Annotated in this window: 16 protein-coding genes; 13 read left to right on the top strand and 3 right to left on the bottom strand. The window is 42.2% G+C overall.

Annotated features, from left to right (window positions below; genetic code table 11):
* Positions 1 to 34 precede the first annotated feature (34 nt).
* The 11 genes from NA59_RS07170 to NA59_RS07120 all read left to right on the top strand — a co-directional run bounded on the left by NA59_RS07170 (position 35) and on the right by NA59_RS07120 (position 15,126).
* Positions 35 to 1,240, top strand: a complete 1,206-nt coding sequence (locus NA59_RS07170) for a tyrosine-type recombinase/integrase (protein WP_198401068.1) — start codon at positions 35 to 37, stop codon at positions 1,238 to 1,240.
* Entirely contained in the window at positions 1,241 to 2,785 is a 1,545-nt protein-coding gene (locus NA59_RS07165) for a site-specific integrase (protein ID WP_044410225.1), read from the top strand.
* Entirely contained in the window at positions 2,778 to 4,808 is a 2,031-nt protein-coding gene (locus tag NA59_RS07160) for an integrase (RefSeq protein ID WP_044410221.1), read from the top strand. The genes NA59_RS07165 and NA59_RS07160 overlap by 8 nt, the downstream gene beginning before the upstream one ends.
* A complete protein-coding gene (locus NA59_RS07155; RefSeq protein ID WP_044410218.1) occupies positions 4,801 to 5,208 on the top strand; it encodes a hypothetical protein in 408 nt (135 codons plus the stop codon). Before NA59_RS07160 ends, NA59_RS07155 begins: the two co-directional genes overlap by 8 nt.
* A 44-nt stretch (positions 5,209 to 5,252) precedes the next feature.
* The gene (locus tag NA59_RS07150; RefSeq protein ID WP_044410215.1) at positions 5,253 to 6,818 is read left to right on the top strand and encodes a type I restriction-modification system subunit M; all 1,566 of its coding nucleotides are present in this window, start codon (positions 5,253 to 5,255) and stop codon (positions 6,816 to 6,818) included.
* The gene (locus NA59_RS07145; protein ID WP_044410212.1) at positions 6,815 to 8,008 is read left to right on the top strand and encodes a restriction endonuclease subunit S; all 1,194 of its coding nucleotides are present in this window, start codon (positions 6,815 to 6,817) and stop codon (positions 8,006 to 8,008) included. Before NA59_RS07150 ends, NA59_RS07145 begins: the two co-directional genes overlap by 4 nt.
* Positions 8,008 to 9,057 (top strand): Fic family protein, encoded by a 1,050-nt coding sequence (locus NA59_RS07140; RefSeq protein WP_044410209.1) that lies wholly within the window; start codon positions 8,008 to 8,010, stop codon positions 9,055 to 9,057. Before NA59_RS07145 ends, NA59_RS07140 begins: the two co-directional genes overlap by 1 nt.
* A 68-nt stretch (positions 9,058 to 9,125) precedes the next feature.
* Positions 9,126 to 12,239 (top strand): HsdR family type I site-specific deoxyribonuclease, encoded by a 3,114-nt coding sequence (locus tag NA59_RS07135; protein ID WP_044410206.1) that lies wholly within the window; start codon positions 9,126 to 9,128, stop codon positions 12,237 to 12,239.
* A 103-nt stretch (positions 12,240 to 12,342) separates the two neighbouring features.
* Positions 12,343 to 13,173 (top strand): recombinase family protein, encoded by an 831-nt coding sequence (locus NA59_RS07130; protein ID WP_083945005.1) that lies wholly within the window; start codon positions 12,343 to 12,345, stop codon positions 13,171 to 13,173.
* Between the two features lie 85 nt (positions 13,174 to 13,258).
* Positions 13,259 to 13,699, top strand: coding sequence for a DUF6932 family protein (locus NA59_RS07125; RefSeq protein ID WP_232504053.1), 441 nt, complete (start codon positions 13,259 to 13,261; stop codon positions 13,697 to 13,699).
* Positions 13,696 to 15,126, top strand: a complete 1,431-nt coding sequence (locus tag NA59_RS07120; RefSeq protein ID WP_044410200.1) for an XRE family transcriptional regulator — start codon at positions 13,696 to 13,698, stop codon at positions 15,124 to 15,126. Before NA59_RS07125 ends, NA59_RS07120 begins: the two co-directional genes overlap by 4 nt.
* A 253-nt stretch (positions 15,127 to 15,379) precedes the next feature.
* On the opposite strand, the gene lysA is transcribed toward NA59_RS07120, so the two are convergent.
* Together lysA and NA59_RS15085 are read right to left on the bottom strand one after the other, a co-directional pair.
* Positions 15,380 to 16,624: a diaminopimelate decarboxylase gene (gene lysA / locus NA59_RS07115; protein ID WP_044410197.1), complete on the bottom strand. Its 1,245-nt coding sequence runs from the start codon at positions 16,622 to 16,624 to the stop codon at positions 15,380 to 15,382.
* A gap of 14 nt (positions 16,625 to 16,638) precedes the next feature.
* Positions 16,639 to 16,803 (bottom strand): LptM family lipoprotein, encoded by a 165-nt coding sequence (locus NA59_RS15085; protein WP_157792565.1) that lies wholly within the window; start codon positions 16,801 to 16,803, stop codon positions 16,639 to 16,641.
* A gap of 74 nt (positions 16,804 to 16,877) precedes the next feature.
* On the opposite strand from NA59_RS15085, the gene NA59_RS07110 reads away from it, so the two are divergent.
* Complete coding sequence (locus NA59_RS07110) at positions 16,878 to 17,537, top strand: alpha/beta hydrolase (protein WP_044410194.1); 660 nt, start codon at positions 16,878 to 16,880, stop codon at positions 17,535 to 17,537.
* Positions 17,538 to 17,933, top strand: a complete 396-nt coding sequence (locus NA59_RS07105) for an acyl-CoA thioesterase (RefSeq protein ID WP_044410190.1) — start codon at positions 17,538 to 17,540, stop codon at positions 17,931 to 17,933.
* A 41-nt stretch (positions 17,934 to 17,974) separates the two neighbouring features.
* On the opposite strand, the gene NA59_RS07100 is transcribed toward NA59_RS07105, so the two are convergent.
* A complete protein-coding gene (locus NA59_RS07100) occupies positions 17,975 to 18,208 on the bottom strand; it encodes a hypothetical protein (protein ID WP_044410187.1) in 234 nt (77 codons plus the stop codon).
* Between the last annotated feature and the right edge of the window lie 80 nt (positions 18,209 to 18,288).

Here is an 18,288-nt window from a genome sequence, read left to right as displayed (position 1 = left end):
AAGTATTACGTTAAAAACTGTTAATGGTAGTCGTGTGAAAATTTCAATTCAAAGCTTTGTGATGGAAAGTGGTGAGCGCTATTGCCTTTTGCTTGAGGTTGGCTCAGGCTTGCCGTTGTTTTATCCAAATTTATTTATAACAACTCAAGTAAGAAACGCTTCACTGTCTTTCGCTTCTATGGAAAGTGCTTTGTCGTCAATATCTGTTTTACTGAAGTTCTGTGATGAACGGCAGATTGACTTGGTGGAAAGGTTGAGGGCAGGTACTTTTTTTCAATTGAATGAAGTTGATGCGTTAGCCGATTATTGTCAGTTCAACCTTTCAAGCAAAGTTGCTGCAAATAAGGTGACAAGTTTAGTTAAAGTAAGAAGGCCAAGGGTTGCAAGCGAAACTGTTTATAGAAGACTTTCAGTGATTGCAAAGTATATAGAGTGGTTAGCCGCTGTGTTAAATGTTGGTGGTTCTACCGATCAAAAAAAGCTTGTTGGTTTGGTCAAAAAAATTCGTTCTCGTCGTCCAGTAAAAAAGGGGCGCAATCAGTCATTGGTTGAAAAGGGATTGACTGATGAACAAGTTGAATTGTTGTTTGAGGTGTTTCGCCCGGAATCAGATTTGAATCCTTTTGAGGGTGAATCAACCAAGGTTCGGAATCGACTAATGTTTTTGATGCTGCATTATCTTGGAATCAGGATGGGTGAACTGCTCTCGATAAAGGTGAAAGACGTTGACTTTTCTAATAATCAAATAGTGATTGCGAGACGTGCGGATGAGAAGTCAGATCCAAGGGTAGATCAGCCTTTGGTTAAAACAATGGATAGAAGGATTCCGCTTAAAGAAAGTCTTGCCGCCGAGATTCATAACTACGTAATGAACTATCGCAGAAATGAGGTGTCAGCAAGAAAGCATGAATATTTGTTTGTGGTGCACAAGCCAGGTCCAACGTCAGGGCAGCCTGTTTCAAAAGCAACTTATAACAAAGTGATGACCACTGTTAAGGCTTTGTCTCCTAAACTCATTGACTTTACTGGCCATGCTTTGCGTCATAAATGGAATGAGCGGTTTTCTCAGTTAATGGATTCTATGGATGAGTCGCCTGATGAAGCTCAGCAAGAGCAGCTTCGCTCATGGTTAATGGGCTGGAAGCAAGGGTCTGGAACCGCGGCACATTACAATCAGCGTTACATCAAAAATAAAGCTAACGAGGCATTTCTTAAATTACAAACAGGAATTGAAAAGTAGATGCAAAAAAAGTTAATGAAGCTTTCAGCGAGTGATGTTGGAGATGAATTTATTTCTAAATCAGGTTATTCGTTCAACTTAACCGATGATAAATGGATTGTTTCAAAAGCTCTAACGATTAATTTTGGCTTAATTGAAAACCTTATTGATGCTAGTTTGTTCAATTCTCTGAAAAAGGTTATGGCTTTTTATGTAAGAAACTTTTCTTCAAGTCATGCAAGCAATATTTATGACCGTTTTAGAGATTATTTGAAGTTTAGTAAAAGCCAGTACATCACAGTTGAGAGTTTGATAAATTTCAGGTCTTCTTTAGATCGGGAGCATGAATGGTACTTAGGAACAATAAAAGGCTTCCTCAAAAAATGGCATGAACTTGGTTATGAAGGGGTTTCTGATGAAGTTGTAGATTTGTTGGATTCATGGCGTTTAAAATGTAATGTTAAAGGTGATGTGGTTAAACGGTTAGATCCTGAGCAAGGACCGCTAACAGATATAGAATTGCAAAACATCAATGAAGCCGCTGCAATTTTGTATGAAGGAAATAAGATAACAATCCATCAGTTTTCAATGATTCGATTGCTTAGTGCAACCGGTCGACGTCCTATTCAGCTTTCACACATGAAGCTGAAAGATGTCATTTATGGAAGTAACAAAAATCAAGGTCTGGCTTACGTCTTAAATATCCCGAGAGCAAAACAGCGTGGCGTTGGCTTTAGAGAGTCATTTAAGCAGATACAGGTGACTGAAGATTTATGGCGCATTCTTGATTTGCAGCGTTCAAATGTGATTTCAAAATTTGAAGATAAGTTTGGAACGGTTGAGGACAATGTTGTTTTGGAGCTCCCTCTTTTTCCAGATTACAAATTATTAGATAAATACAGTGCGATTAATCAACTGGTGAATGATTTAGCCTTGGATGTTTTGCATTGTGAGCGTGCCGAGTTTTCTAAGGCTGCTGAAGCAGTTGTTCAAAAAGCTGAGGTTATGTCTGAAAGAACCGGCGAGCTTATCAATGTTAATGCACAGCGTTTTAGATATTCTGTCGGAACTCGTGCGGCTAGAGAAGGTTATGGAAAGCTTATTATTGCAGAGTTGCTTGACCATACTGACACGCAGAGCGCCCAAGTTTACGTGGAAAATGTCCCTGAATACGCGCGAAAAATAAACGATAAAGTCGGTCACCTGCTTGTACTCTATGCCAATGCATTTAGGGGGATTATCGTTAATGACGAGAGTGAAGCTCGAAGAGGCAATGACGCATCTAGTCGTATAAAGTTAAATCCGCATGAAAATGTGGGAACATGCGGCAGTTATGACTTTTGTGGCTCCAGAGTTCCGATACCCTGCTACACATGTAACCACTTCCAGCCTTGGCTAGATGCGCCTCATGAAAAGGTTGTGCAGGACTTAATTAATGAGCGGGAAAGCGTTTATCAACAAACAAACGACCTCGCTATTGCTTCAATTAACGATAGAACAATTATTGCAGTCACCGAAGTAGTTAACCTATGTAAAGAAAAGCGGGAGGCCATACAGCATGGCTGAAATATTTCACTTTACCCCCAAGAAAGAGCTTGATGCAGCGCGGAATCTAAATGAGTTTATAAGCTTGTGTAGGAATCAGTTTACCGTTTTCGGTGCAGATTTAAAGTGGGGTGATTGGGCGTGGCCTAAAGCGGCAAATTTCACTAAAGTTGGTGTTAAATCGAGAGGTGTTAATCCCGATTTTGATCTGTTGGCACCTGAGTTTATGGATTTTGCTAAAGCTTATTTTCGCTATCTGCAAGGACACAACCCAACTGTAGCTAGAAATGAAATGCGAGCATTGCGATGTATTGAGCAAGCACTTTTAAAACACAACAGAACGGCAGATATTTCTAGGATTTCGATTTCAGTGTTAGATGAAGCTTCAGTGGTTGCACGGGAGTTTTATAAAAAAGCGGCCGCCTATCACGCTGGTAGGGAGATTGAGCGATTAGCTAAGTTTGTCAGTGATAAAAACTTAGTTCCCGAAAAGTTGGACTCATGGAAAAATCCAATAAAACGTGCGAATGATCGAGTCAATACTGGTCAAAAAGCCAAAGCTGATAGAGAAAAGAAACTCCCTTCTTCCGATGTGCTTGAAGCGATGGCTGAGATATTTGCACTCAACCCTGAAAATCCTAAAGATATTTTTACATCATCAGTATTTGCGATGCTGATGTGTGCGCCATCGCGTATAACTGAAATCTTGCTTTTACCCGTTGATTGCGAAGTGGAGGAAAATGACAGTCAGGGTGATATTCAATATGGCTGGCGCTTTTATTCTGGAAAAGGCTTTGGAGGTGATATCAAGTGGATTCCAAAAGTAATGGAGCCAATAGCCAAAGAGGCGATTGCAAGAATAAAATCATTGACCGCGCCTGCTCGTGATTTAGCGAAATGGATTGAAAACAATCCACAAGAATTTTACAGACATCCTGATTGTCCAGATGTTGATTCAATGAAAAAATTAACAGCTATTGAAGCAGCTTTGGCTTTAGGTTTTGCCGCAAGAAATTCAGGTTCCGCGATGTCATCATTATCTAGAATGCAGTTAAAGTCGCAGAATTACAGCTATAGCCTAGATGAACTTTGGAATGATTATGTAATGCCTCGACAGCCTGAAGCTTTTCCGTGGTTATCAAAAGAACAAGGCATTAAATATAGCAATGCCCTTTTTTGCATGACGAGAAATCTTCTTCATGAACAGAGAGGAGTTTCACCGGTTATTCTATGGGCTCCAGAAAATAATGTTTTCAATGACGATTTATCAACTAAAAAAACAAAAGATAAAGTGACGAAGCAAAGTATTTTTGATCGTCATGGTTACATAGGTGATGAAAACAATAGGTTAAAAGCGACTTCACATCAAATGCGTCACCTACTCTCAACCATTGCTGAACGCGGAGGTATGGCGCAGGACGAGTTAGCTAAATGGGCTGGACGTGCTGACGCAAAGCAAAACCGTGTTTATAACCAAATGAGTGAGTTTGAGATGGTTGTGCGTGCGGAGCAGTTCGACCCATCAAAATCATTATTTGGCCCAGTAGGTGAAGCGAAAAAGCATATCCCGATCACAATTCAAGAGTTCAATACCCTGGAAAAGGGCACTGCGCACGTCACTGAATATGGTTTCTGTGTTCATGACTACACCATATCGCCTTGCGATAAGTATCGTGACTGTTTGAACTGTGCCGAGCAAGTCTGCGTTAAGGGTGAGGAAGAGAAATTACGGCGAATAAAAGCCCAACTGGCCGAAGTTGAAGAGCAGTTTAAGGCTTCTGAAACGGCTATTAATGAAGGCTTAGCTGGGGCTGATCGTTGGTATGAATATCATCAACATACCCTGACCCACTTGAGGCAGCTTGTTGAAATTCTTGAAGACCCAACCGTGCCAGATGGCTCGTTGATTAAACTCTCAAATGACAAGTCCTTTTCACAAACAAACCGCGTACTTCGTAACAAGCACGGTGAGAATAGATTAAAACAAGATCAACAGAAATTAGCTGAGCAAGCTAAAGCACTTTTAGGAGGCGGCCTTGGCTAAGCATTTATCAAAGAGTGATATAGAAGCGGTTGTGAGTCATATTCTTGGATGGGGAGATGAGAAACTTACTTGGGATGCGGTTCTTGATTCTATTGAACCGCTAATCAGCTTCAGGCCGACCAGACAAACACTCTATGCAAACCAAGATATTCGTGATGCTTTCAAGTCTAGGAAATCAGGAATCAGGCAGCGTGGCCAAGATAAACCAAAGCCCAGTAATTTGAATGTGGCGGCAGATCGTATTGCGCACCTTCGGGCAGAAAACGACATGCTCAAGCAGAAAAATGCTGCTTTGTTAGAACAGTTTGTAAGATGGCAGTACAATGCCTATAAATATGGATTAACCGAGGCAAAGTTGAATGAGCCTTTGCCGATGATTGATCGAGAAAGAACAGAATAAGAAAACACGGTATAAAAAATTAAGCAGAAAACAGGAATTAACAAATGACAAGTTTACAACAACGAGCCGAACTTCAACGCCAAATATGGGCGATTGCCAACGATGTGCGCGGCTCAGTGGATGGCTGGGATTTTAAACAATATGTACTGGGTACGCTGTTCTATCGTTTTATCAGTGAAAACTTTGTCAACTACATCACTGGCGGTGATGAGAGCGTTAATTATGCGGCCATGTCTGACGATGACGAAAACATCAAGTTTGCTAAAGAAGATGCCATTAAAACCAAAGGCTATTTTCTTTACCCTAGCCAGTTGTTTAGCAATGTGGCGGCCAATGCGCACAAGAATGAAAATTTAAATACGGATTTGGCCGCTATTTTTGCTGCAATCGAAAACTCAGCCAATGGCTATGATTCAGAAAAAGACATCAAAGGCTTGTTTGCAGATTTTGATACGACCAGTAATCGTCTGGGTAACACGGTAGAGACAAAAAACAAACGCCTAGCTGCTGTTTTAAAAGGCGTAGCAGGTTTAACCTTCGGTAATTTTGAAGACAACCAAATTGATTTATTCGGTGATGCTTATGAGTTCCTGATTTCAAACTATGCCGCTAATGCGGGTAAATCCGGTGGCGAATTTTTTACGCCTCAGCATGTTTCAAAATTGATCGCACAGCTGGCCATGCACGGCCAGACCAGTGTGAATAAAATCTATGACCCTGCGGCGGGTTCGGGCTCGTTGCTCTTACAAGCTAAAAAGCACTTTGATGCGCATATCATTGAGGATGGTTTTTTTGGACAAGAGCTCAATCACACCACCTACAACTTGGCGCGTATGAATATGTTTTTGCACAACATAAACTACGACAAGTTTAATATTCAGTTGGGCGATACCTTAACTGAACCCCACTTTTTAGATGACAAACCGTTTGATGCCATTGTCTCTAACCCGCCTTATTCAGTGAAATGGATTGGTAATGACGACCCAACCTTAATCAACGACGACCGCTTTGCGCCCGCTGGTGTGCTTGCGCCTAAATCAAAAGCCGACTTTGCCTTTGTGCTACATGCGCTCAGTTACCTATCAAGCAAAGGTCGTGCGGCGATTGTTTGCTTCCCCGGTATTTTTTACCGTGGTGGTGCTGAGCAAAAAATTCGCCAGTACTTGGTTGATAATAACTATGTTGAAACCGTGATTTCATTGGCACCAAATTTGTTCTTTGGCACTACCATTGCGGTGAATATTTTAGTGTTGTCTAAACACAAAACCGACACCACCACCCAGTTTATTGATGCCAGCGGTTTGTTTAAAAAAGAAACCAATAACAACACGCTAACTAACGAGCATATTGAGCAAATCATCAAGGTGTTTGCCAGTAAAGAAAACGTAGAGCATTTTGCCAAATCCGTTGAGTTGGAAGATATAGCAAGTGATAAATACAACTACAACCTATCGGTTAGCAGTTATGTAGAAGCGAAAGACAACCGCGAGTTAGTGGACATTACAGAGCTTAATGCCGAACTTAAAATCACCGTTGCTAAAATTGATGCGCTTCGCAGTGATATTAACGCCATTGTGGCGGAAATTGAAGGTGAGGAGCTTGAAGCATGAGTCATTTGAGCTACATGAAAAAACTGCTGGATGGGGCTGAGGTTGAGTGGAAAGCTCTGGGCGATGTAGCAGAGTATTCCCAAACGCGAGTGGATGCGTCTTGTCTATGTGCATCGTCCTTTGTTGGGGTAGATAACCTTGTTGCTAACAAAGGCGGTCGTGTCGACGCGACTTATATGCCTAACACGGAGCGTTTGACCGCATATGAATTGGGAGACATCCTACTAGGCAATATCCGCCCATACCTCAAGAAAGTTTGGAAGGCGACCTATTCAGGTGGCTGTAGTGGTGATGTGCTCGCTGTACGCATATTAGAAAACTTCAAGAAAATAGTAAGCTCTGATTATCTCTACTACCTTTTGTCGTCAGACGATTTTTTCTCTTACAACATGCAGCATGCTAAAGGCGCAAAAATGCCACGTGGGAATAAAGCTGCGATTTTAAATTACCAAATCCCTATCCCATGCCCAGATAACCCAGAAAAATCGCTGGCAATACAAGCTGAAATAGTGCGCATTCTGGACGCATTTACTGCCATGACCGCCGAGCTGACCGCCGAGCTGACCGCCGAGCTTAACATGCGGAAAAAACAATACAACTACTACCGCGACCAGTTGTTGAGCTTTGAAGAGGGTGAAGTTGCGTGGATGACGTTAGGCGAAATTGCTGAAATTGGAACGGGCAAGCATGATACCAGAGATGCAATTGAAAATGGAGAGTATATATTTTATGCCCGTGGTCGTGAGCCTTTAAAACTAAATACTTTTGACTTTGACGAAACAGCAATTATTACCGCTGGTGATGGCGCAGGTGTGGGTAAAGTTTATCATTATGCTCAAGGAAAATATGCTTTACATCAAAGAGCTTATCGCATTGTACCTGATGACTCGATGCACCCAAGATTCGTATACCATTATATCTCGGCTTATTTTAACGACTATATTCAAAAAGCTTCCGTGAGCTCATCAGTAACATCGCTTCGCAGACCTATGTTTCTTAAATTTCCTATACCAGTTCCACCTCATTCAGAGCAAAGTCGAATTGTAGAGATTTTAGAAAAATTCGAAACCTTAACAACGTCAATCCAAGAAGGTCTCCCCCGCGAAATCGAGTTACGCCAAAAGCAATACGAGTATTATCGTGACCTGTTGTTGAGCTTCCCGAAATCTCATTCAGATGAGGCAGCTTAATGGCCTATCAACCGCCGTTTACCATTACCACCGATATTTTGAATTTAGTGGCGCAAATCAGCCAACAGGTCGGTGAATTAAACGCCAGTCAGTTGAATGCGTCGCCGCAACTGCGCAAGCAAAACCGCATTAAAACCATTACTGGCACTTTGGCGATTGAAGGCAACACCTTAACCGAAGAGCAGATTACTGCGGTGGTTGAGGGTAAGCCGGTTTTGGGGAGTGTGCGCGAACTGGCTGAGGTAAAAGGCGCGATTGCGACTTATGATGCGCTGCCAAGTTTTAAACCTGGCAATCTGAACGATTTACTCAATGCACATGGTTTGATGATGCGCGATATATTAGTAAATGCAGGTGAGTTTCGCAATAAAGGTGTGGGTATTCATAAAGGCGGTGTAGTGCATCATGTCGCGCCACCAGCGCACCAAGTATCCGGTTTAATGGCTGATTTAATCCAGTGGTTAAAAAATACTAAAGACCACCCACTGATCGCCAGTTGTGTATTTCATTATGAGTTTGAGTTTATTCACCCCTTTGCCGATGGCAATGGTCGTATGGGGCGACTTTGGCAAACGCTGATTTTATCTAAATGGCATCCGTTGTTTTTATCATTGCCACTCGAAAGTGTGATTAAAGAACATCAGCAAGACTATTATCACGCCCTTGAACAAGCCGATCAGCTTGCCGACAGCACACCTTTTATTTATTTTATGCTGTCCGTTATCCAGCAAACGTTAGAACAAAACGCCCCTGTAAACGCCCCTGTAAACGCCCCTGTAAACGCCCCTGTAAACGCCTCTGTAAATGCCCCTGTAAACGCCCCTGTAAAATTACCTGTTGATCCAGTCGCACAGATTGCAAGTCGTAAAACCCCAGAGGTTATTTTACATTTGCTATTGCAAACGCCTGAACTGACGAGGTCGCAATTGGCTGAAATAGTCGGCAAAGATATTCGCACCGTTGGCAGGGCGATTACCAAGTTGCAACAAGCAGGTAAATTAAAGCGAGTAGGCTCAGATAAAACCGGCCATTGGCAAGTGCAAGAATAATGTCATGCCGTGGCGATCCCCATTTTGGAAAACACCACGGTGAGCGAAAATAAACAGGATGTAGATTAATGATTACATATAAAAGCATTGCAGAATCTAATAATTATATTGTCTTGGATAGATACGTTAAAGATTGGAAAGTGGCTGAGAGCTTTCAAAGTGAGGGTGAGTTAGAGCGTGAGCTGATTCAAGATTTAAGCAACCAGGGCTATGAGTATTTACCCGCGCTAACGACGCCCGATGCCATGATGGTGAATGTGCGCAAACAGCTACAAGCCCTTAATAAGGTCGAGTTTACTGATGCCGAGTGGACTCGCTTTTGCGAGCAGTACCTGAACACACCCAGCGACAATATTCTCGACAAAACCCGCAAGGTACACAGTGACTATATCTTTGATTTTGTCTTTGATGATGGCCATATCGAAAACATCTACCTGTTCGATAAGAAGACCATTGCTCGTAACAAGGTGCAGGTCATTAAACAGTTTGAACAAATCGGAAGCCATGCAAACCGTTACGATGTGACGATTTTGGTCAATGGTTTGCCTTTGGTGCAAATCGAACTGAAAAAGCGTGGTGTGGCGATCCGTGAGGCGTTTAACCAAATACATCGTTATAGCAAAGAAAGCTTTAATGCAGAGAACTCGTTGTACAAGTTCTTACAACTGTTTGTGATATCTAATGGCACCGACACGCGCTATTTTGCCAATACAACTAAGCGAGACAAAAACAGCTTCGACTTCACGATGAACTGGGCGAAGTCAGACAATACGCTGATCAAGGATTTAAAAGACTTCACCGCCACTTTTTTCCAGAAAGAGACGTTGCTTGAAGTGATCTTGCGTTATTCGGTATTTGATGTCAGTAACACTTTGCTCGTGATGAGACCCTACCAGATTGCGGCTACCGAGCGCATTTTATGGAGGATAAAGAGCGCTTTTAACGCTAAGAATTGGAGCAACACCGAAAGCGGCGGATACATTTGGCACACCACGGGTTCAGGCAAAACACTCACTAGCTTTAAAGCGGCACGTTTGGCCACCGATTTAGACTGTATTGATAAAGTCTTTTTTGTGGTGGACAGAAAAGACCTTGATTATCAGACCATGAAAGAGTATCAGCGTTTCTCGCCTGATAGTGTGAACGGTTCAGACAGTACCGCAGGGCTTAAAAGCAACCTGGATAAAGACGATAACAAGATTGTCGTCACCACAATCCAAAAGCTCAACAACTTAATCAAAAGCGAAAGCGATTTAGCTATCTACAACAAGCAAGTTGTCTTTATTTTCGATGAGTGCCATCGAAGCCAGTTCGGTGAGGCGCAGAAAAACCTGAAGAAGAAATTTAAAAAGTACTACCAGTTTGGCTTTACGGGGACGCCCATTTTCCCTGAAAACGCCTTGGGTGCTGAAACCACTGGCAGTGTGTTTGGCCAGCAGTTGCACACTTATGTGATTACCGATGCCATTCGTGATGAAAAAGTACTCAAGTTCAAAGTGGACTATAACGATGTTCGCCCGCAATTTAAGAGCATTGAGACCGAACAAGATGATAAAAAGTTAAGTGCCGCTGAGAATAAGCAAGCGTTTTTACATCCCATACGGATTCGTGAAATCTCGCAGTACATTCTGAGCCATTTTAACCAGAAAACCCATCGCGCTTATTCTGGAGCGAAAGGGTTTAACGCCATGTTTGCGGTCAGCAGTGTTGATGCGGCGAAAGCGTATTATGATACCTTTAAATCATTGCAGGCTGAGGCTAAACATGGACCCACAAGTAAACCTCTGCGCATTGCAACTATCTTCTCTTTTGCGGCCAACGAAGAGCAGAATGCTATTGGTGATATTTTAGATGAGAGTTTTGAAGTTAGTGCTATGAATAGCAGCGCGAAAGAGTTTTTGAGCGCCGCGATTACGGATTACAACATCATGTTTAAATCTAACTATGGCGTGGACAGTAATGGCTTTCAGAACTATTATCGTGACCTTGCCCAGCGAGTTAAGAATCAAGAAATAGATCTGCTCATAGTAGTGGGGATGTTTTTAACAGGCTTTGATGCGCCCACGCTTAACACCTTGTTTGTTGATAAGAATTTGCGCTATCACGGTTTGATGCAGGCGTTTTCTCGCACTAACCGCATTTATGATGCGACGAAGACCTTTGGCAATATTGTTACATTTCGGGACTTGGAGCAGGCAACCATTGATGCCATCACCTTGTTTGGTGACAAAAACACCAAAAACGTGGTGTTGGAGAAGAGCTACAAAGAATACATGGAAGGCTTTTACGATATTGCTACTGGCCAAGCGCGTCGAGGTTTTGTTGATATCGTTAAAGAGCTGCAAGAACGCTTTCCGAACCCAGAGGATATTGAAAAAGAACAAGATAAAAAAGAATTTGCAAAGCTTTTTGGTGAATACCTAAAAGCCGAAAATATTTTGCAAAACTACGATGAGTTTGCTGGTTTAAAAGCACTGCAAAGCTTAGATACCAATGATCAACAAGCCGTTGAAGAGTTCAAAGCAAAGTACTATCTGGACGATGCTGACATCGAGGCAATGCAAACCATCGATATGCCGAGCGAGCGCGCTATCCAAGATTATCGTTCTACTTACAATGATACCCGCGACTGGTTACGACGCCAAAAACAAGGTGAAGAAAACGGTAAGTCAACGGTAGATTGGGACGATGTGGTCTTTGAAGTGGATTTGCTTAAATCTCAAGAAATCAACCTCGATTACATTCTTGAACTGATTTTTGATCATAATAAGAAGAACAAGAGCAAGGAGGGCTTGATTGAAGAAGTCCGCCGTATGATTCGCGGTAGTCTTGGCAATAGAGCGAAAGAGAGTTTGGTGGTTGATTTTATTAACCAAACAAATCTTGATGAGATCAATGACAAGGCGAGTGTTATCGATGCTTTCTTCAAATTCGCCCAGTCGGAACAGAAGCGCGAAGCCGATGCCATTATTGCCGCTGAAAAGCTAAATGAAGAAGCGGCCAAACGCTATATTGCCTCATCACTCAAGCGAGAGTATGCCTCTGAAAATGGCACTGCGCTGAATGAGGCATTACCAAAACTCAGCCCCTTGAATCCACAGTACCGAACACAGAAGCAAACGGTTTTTCAGAAGATTGCCGCTTTTGTTGAAAAATTCAAAGGTGTGGGTGGGTTCTACTAATCTTATAGTTTTCTCATAATGTATACATTTTGAGAATAACGCTTTTATATTATTATTTTATATCTTATAATTTAATTATCGGAAAGTTTAAGAGGTTTTGATAATGGCGATTGTGGGATATGCTCGTGTTTCAAGTGTTGGTCAAAAATTAGACGTGCAACTAGAAAAGCTGAAGAAGTATGGCTGTGAAAAAATTTTTGAAGAAAAAGTGAGTGGCACCACCGCCAATCGTGTTCAGTTGCAAAGGTGTTTAGAATATCTTCGTGATGGTGATAGCCTTGTTATTACCAAGTTAGACCGTTTGGCCCGTTCTACCTTTCATCTGACTCAAATTGCCAACCAACTTGAACAGAAGTCGGTTGATTTTGTTGTTCTGGATCAGCAAATTGATACATCAACGCCAACCGGTAAGCTACTCTTCAATATGCTGGCCAGCATTGCTGAGTTTGAAACAGAAATTCGGAAAGAGCGACAACTTGAGGGCATCGAAAAAGCTAAATCTAAAGGCGTGAAGTTTGGGGCGAAGAAAAAACTCACTGAGCAAGAAATTGAACAAATGGCTCAAGAGCGAGAGTCCGGTGTTTTAGTTAAAGATCTAGCCAAGAAATATGGAATCAGTATTCCAAGCGTTTACCGCTTGATTGGAGGGGAGATGGATTTGCAACGCGCCTTAAATTCAGTTGGAAAAACCTGTTTCGTAAAGTATTACCAAGAGTTTGCTTCAGACAAACCTGTAGAGGATATTGTTGAGCTTTTGCTAAACGAAGAGGGTTATGCAGAAGCTGCTAGTAGAACTAGAGTCAACAATGCTAGAAAAATTATTAGCCAAGGGTTAAGTAGTGTTGCTTTAAATATGATTGTTGATTCAAGTCACTCTGCTGTTACAGATGCAATCAAATCTCGTGCGAAAGATCTTATAGGAAAGGTCCATTGACTTTAATCAAAATGTAATTAGTGATTGACAGATTTGAGAAAAGCCTCATAATATTATTTACACAACAAAATAGTTGGGAAAAATGTTGCCTGAATTTGAAGATACTGGAAACCTACCGCCAGGAATACATCTAGCATCACTTGATGAGGTTATTGAAAAATATGGGTACAACCCAAAGCGAGCTTGGTTAATAGATGGTCTCAAATTGCTAATTCCGAAGCTGCAAGTAGCAGGCTGTAAGCTAATTTATTTGGATGGTAGTTTTGTAACTTCGAAAGAATTACCGGGTGATTACGATCTTTGTTGGAGTTTGGAGGGTGTTGATGAATCAAAGTTGGACTTGTCGTTAGTTGATTTCTCAGAACAAGGGCGTGCAAATATGGAAACTCTATATCGAGGCGATATTTTTCCAGCGGAAATCCCAGAGGGTGCATCTGGTAAGTTGTTTGTCGAGTTTTTTATGACAGATAAAAATACAGGTGATCCAAAAGGGATAGTTGCAATTCATATTGGGAAATTGTCATGATCAAAAATAATAAACAGTTAACTTTAACTAAACAAAGAATAACTGAGTTTGCAGAAGTTATTGAACAATTGCGTTTAAATGGTTCTGATTTATCACCTTTACTTGCAAAAGCTCAACTGGATGCTCTGATTGCTCAAAAAAATACTCTAGAAAAAGAGGTTTATGAGTATGAGAAGTTAATATCTGGTGAGTTTGATATTTTAGATGTCGAGACTATTTCTGATTTACCTAAAGCTTTAATTAGAGCACGAATTTCACTAGGATTAACTCAAAAAGATCTTGCTGATAGACTAGGAAAAAAAGAACAGCAGATTCAAAGATATGAGAATACTGATTATCAATCAGCGAGTTTTAGTACGCTCGTTTCGATAGTAGCTGCTTTAGACCTTAAAGTTACGGAAGATATTTTCCTGCCCAAAGAGTCTAGGGTGAAGAATCTACTTTTGAAGAAGTTGAGTGATGCCGGATTGGATAAAACCTTTGTTGAGAGAAGAATTTCCCCTCGAAGTGTGGATGTCCATGATTATTCAACCTGGGTTGAAAAAACAGTTGAGAGATTGACCTCTATATTTGGTTGGTCAAAGGAGTTTTTGTTAGGGGATTCTCCTTTGGTTATTGGTAGAGATGCTTCAATGGTAGCAAGGTTTAAAATGCCCGCTTCTGCAAATGAAGAATATGCTACCGCATATACTCAGTATGCGTATTCTATTGCAAATATTGTTGCCGCTAATATTCAGTCCGAGATTAAGCCTTTGAGTGATGATGCTCAAAATGTTCGTAATGAGATTATTCAAGAGTATGGTGAAGTAAATTTTACAAATGCTATTCAATATGTAATGGGTTTGGGTATACCTGTTATTTCATTAAATGATTCAGGTGCTTTTCATGGAGCAACATGGAGAATAGATGGTAGAAATGTTATTGTTTTGAAGCAGAAGTCAAGGCAAACATCAAAATGGCTTTTTGATCTGATGCATGAATATTATCACGCCACACAATCTCCAGATTTAAAAGAATTTTCTGTTATTGAGCTAAGTGAAACTTCTGAAGAAAGACGTTTAGATGATGAAGAATTAAGAGCAAATGCTTTTGCTGCTAAAATTTTATTAGGGGATGAGGCTGAGTCATATGTTGCCCAATGTTTTAAAAGTGCGCGAGGAAATATTGCATGGTTAAAAAATGCTGTTTTTCAGGTTGCGAAAAAACACGACATAAATTGTGGTGTTTTGGCTTATCAGGTTGCGAGGCGACTGGATGAAATGTCTAAAGAGAAAGGTAAAGAGCAAAATTGGTGGGGTGCTGCAAACAATTTGCAAGAGAATGAGTGCGATCCATTGGCATTAAGTCAAGAGTTGCTTCTCAAGTCAACGTCAATGGCAAATATGTCTGAAGCTAATAGAGAATTGCTTGAACAAGCATTTGCTTGAATAAAAATTGACAATTGTTAGAATTTAGGTAATTTCTTTACATTTTAATTTACGAAATTACTTAAGTTATTGAAATTTTTTGTTTATTTAATTATCAGGTATGGTTAACCGTTCTAGGGTTTACCTGTTGAGAAATTGTAAAGTTTATCTTATTAAGTTATTGTTAAATAAAATTTAAATTAAAAATACCTAGCAAATCTTGTGTTAGGTATTTTTTAATTTATCGTTTTAATGGCTTTAGTTTGGTAGGCGCCTAGAGCGCTATCAAGCGTTCTGTTCCCATTAGGTCTTCGTAGGTTTCGCGGGGTCTTACCAACCAGGCCTGGTTGGCTTGTACCATGATTTCAGCGGCGCGGGGGCGGGTGTTGTAGTTGGAGCTCATGGTGAAACCATAAGCACCCGCCGACATCACCGCGAGCAGGTCGCCTGCTTTTAGGTTGAGTGTGCGGTCTTTGCCTAAAAAGTCGCCAGTTTCGCAAACGGGACCTACTAAATCCCAGTGGGCATCGACGCCATCTTGACGCGGGCTGACGGCAATAATTTGTTGGTAGGCTTGGTAGAGTGCAGGGCGAATCAAGTCGTTCATCGCCGCATCAATAATGGCAAAGTGTTTGTGCTCTGTGGGTTTGAGGTATTCTACTTCGGTGACTAAAATACCGGCGTTACCAGCGATAGCGCGCCCCGGTTCGATGATGACTTCGATGTTTGAGTCGTTGAGTTCTTGCAATAATGCCTGTACATAGTCACGAATAGCCGGTGGGGTTTGGTCGGTGTAGCGAATGCCTAAACCGCCGCCCAGATCAAGGTGGTGTATCTCGATACCGAGGTCTTGTAGTTGGTTTTTGAGTTGTAGCACTTTTTTGAGTGCATCGACAAACGGGGTGATTTCGGTAAGCTGTGAGCCGATATGGCAGTCGATGCCGATAATCTTGATGTGTGAGCAGTGTGCGGCTTGTTGGTATAGCGCGGGTGCGGTTTGGATATCGACACCAAATTTGTTTTCTTTCAAGCCGGTTGAGATATAAGGGTGGGTTTTGGCATCGACATCTGGGTTGACGCGGATTGAAATCGGTGCGATTTTGTTGAGGCGTTGCGCAACCTGTTGGATGCGTTCTAGTTCGGCATCGGATTCAATGTTAAAGCACCGGATACCGACATTCAGCGCGCGTTCAATTTCGACTTCTTTTTTAGCCACACCGGAAAACACCACTTTGTTTGGGTTGCCACCGGCACGTAATACGCGTTCAAGCTCGCCTTGCGATACGATATCAAAGCCGGAGCCGAGTTGGGCTAGGGTTTGTAGCACCGCGAGGTTCGAGTTGGTTTTGACCGCATAGCAGACTAGGTGCGGCTGGCTACCAAAGGCTTGATCAAAGTCGTTCCAGCGGTTTTCGAGTTCGGTACGGGAATAAACATACAGCGGCGTGCCGTATTGTTTAGCAAGTTCGCTAATTGAAACCTGTTCGGCAAAAAGCTGGTTGTCTTGGTAGTGAAACATAGCGGATTTTCCTTTTAATGATAACTTGCCGAGGCGTTGGTGGCGGGTTGTGTCAGTTGTGCATCAGGCAGACTCAGCGGTGCTTTTTTTCCACATCCGCTTAGGCTGATCGCCAGCCCCAAGGCGCACAGGCTGACCAGGCCTGGTTGAAAAAAACGGTGCAACCAATTTAAACACATGTGCAGGCTCCGAGCTGAGGCGTTAAAATGGCGTTATTTTAACAGACTTTATTATCAGACTATAGGAACGAATTATGGCAGAAGATATGCCGATTATTGTAGAGCCGTCGAGTCCAGCTAAAGCAGCGGTGATTTGGCTGCATGGGTTGGGGGCGGATGGTTCGGATTTTGTGGATATTGTTCCGAGTTTGGGATTACCGGCGGATCATGCGATTCGGTTTGTATTTCCGCATGCGCCCGTGCAACCGGTGACGATAAATGGCGGGATGGCGATGCGTTCGTGGTTTGATATTCGTTCAATGGACATATTGGAGGATGTCGATTCGGCGGGGATTCGCGTGTCGTGTCATCAGGTGTATAAGCTGATTGAGCAGCAGCGTGTGGCCGGTGTGGCGAGTGACAGAATTGTGTTGGCGGGGTTTTCGCAAGGCGGTTTAATTGCGTTGCATGCGGGTTTGAGTTATGACCATCCTTTAGCAGGCGTGATGGCTTTATCCACATGGTGTCCGTTGGTGGAGCAGTTTTATTTACACCGCGAGATGCCGATTTTTATCGCCCATGGTGAACAAGACCCCGTGGTGCCGTTTGCGCTGGGGGCGAAGGCGCGGGATGATTTGTCGGCGAAGGGGTATGCGGTGGAATGGCATGCTTATCCAATGCAACATCAAGTGTGTTTAGATGAAATCGAGGCGATCGGTGCTTGGTTGCGTCAAGTGTTAGTGGAGGCGCCCTAGATGTTTATCCTAACCATGCGGGTACGTGATTATGAATGTGATATTCAGGGTGTGGTCAACAATAGCGTGTATCAAAATTATCTTGAGCATGCGCGCCATGAGTTTTTATTAGCGAACAATGTCAATTTTGCGCAGATTACCGCGCAGGGCATTAATTTAGTGGTGACGCGAGCGGAGCTGGATTATAAGGCCTCGTTGAAGCCGCAGGATGATTTTTATATTACGGTAGAGTGCGTTCGTGAATCACGCTTAAAATTTGCGTTTATTCAGCATATTTATCGCAGCGTCGATGACAAGCTGGTGATGCAAGCCAAGGTAATCGGTACCGGCGTTAATGCCAAAGGTCGCCCAGAAATTCCCGCGGCATTGAGTGAGTTGTTTTCTGTTCAAGCTTAGCGTTATGTGTGGCGAAATGCAGTTCTTATGATATACCCGGGTTAGAAAAAGGTTTTGAGTATTAGAACGATTATGCCACTTAAAATTAAACCTACCATCCATTTGGTAATCAATAGCTCCTTTTCAAGCTTAACAATATCACTTCTAACCAGTGAAATATCGGCTTTAGTGGCCGTTTGGACATTGGATAAGGCTTCGGCAGCACGCACGGCATCTTCTTCAGGAACGCCTGCTTTTTTGAACGCGGTATAAACCTCGGTGATCATAATGCTCATGTGTGGTTATTTCTATTAAAGTTAATAAGTTAAAATATAACACAGTTTAAGCCTGTTGCGCTTTATTTTTGCGGGTTGCA

It is taken from the genome of Thiomicrospira microaerophila (genome assembly GCF_000934765.1).
Taxonomy (GTDB): domain Bacteria; phylum Pseudomonadota; class Gammaproteobacteria; order Thiomicrospirales; family Thiomicrospiraceae; genus Thiomicrospira; species Thiomicrospira microaerophila.
The sequence above is the reverse complement of the archived record's forward strand: the minus strand, read 5'-3'. Positions and strand labels throughout refer to the sequence as shown.